Origin of the sequence: Thauera aromatica (assembly GCF_023093595.1) — a bacterium.
Classification (GTDB): Bacteria; Pseudomonadota; Gammaproteobacteria; order Burkholderiales; family Rhodocyclaceae; genus Thauera; species Thauera aromatica_A.
Map to the genome: position 1 here is coordinate 1 of NZ_JALLIK010000010.1, position 553 is coordinate 553.

A 553-nucleotide genomic window follows, 5' to 3' on the forward strand; every position below is an offset into this window, starting at 1 on the left:
GTTCATGACAGTACAGTTTGGAGGCAGGCGCGCAGGCGCGATTGGCCACCAGTGCGAACAGCGCCCGCTCCATCTCGAAGCCAAAGCGCCGGCCGTGCGCCTGCGCACGCACGATGACATCGATCCCGAGCCGCTGCCACACCGCCTGAAGTGCGTGCACATCGCCGTAGGGCCACGCGCACACCAGCCGCCAGCCCGGATCGTTGGACACGATGGCCTCGGGCGAGCAGCGGCGCAGGATGCTCTTGGCCAGACGGCGCAGCCGCTCGATGACCTCCGGATCGTCGGCACGACCGCAGTTGAACACGATCTGCGCCTGCGAGCGCCCCTTCGTCGCATCCCACACGTTCTCGGCCAGTTGCAGGTAGGTGATCTCCCGCCCATCGGCCCGCTTCTGTTTGCTCTGTCTCAAGTACATGCACAGCACGGTAGCGGGATTAAGGGCGAAAAATCAACAACCCGTGTATCTAGGTTTTTGGCGCCCCATCGCCCTGAAACCCGCGCCGTTGCTGGGGGTGGGGCGGAAATGTGCCTTGGAGCTGTCAAACTCGGG

At 64.4% G+C, this 553-nt stretch carries 1 pseudogene; it reads right to left on the minus strand.

Annotated elements, in window-relative coordinates:
* A pseudogene (locus MXC99_RS00255) lies at positions 1-418 on the minus strand (IS1634 family transposase); the annotation flags it as partial.
* Positions 419-553: the final 135 nt, after the last annotated feature.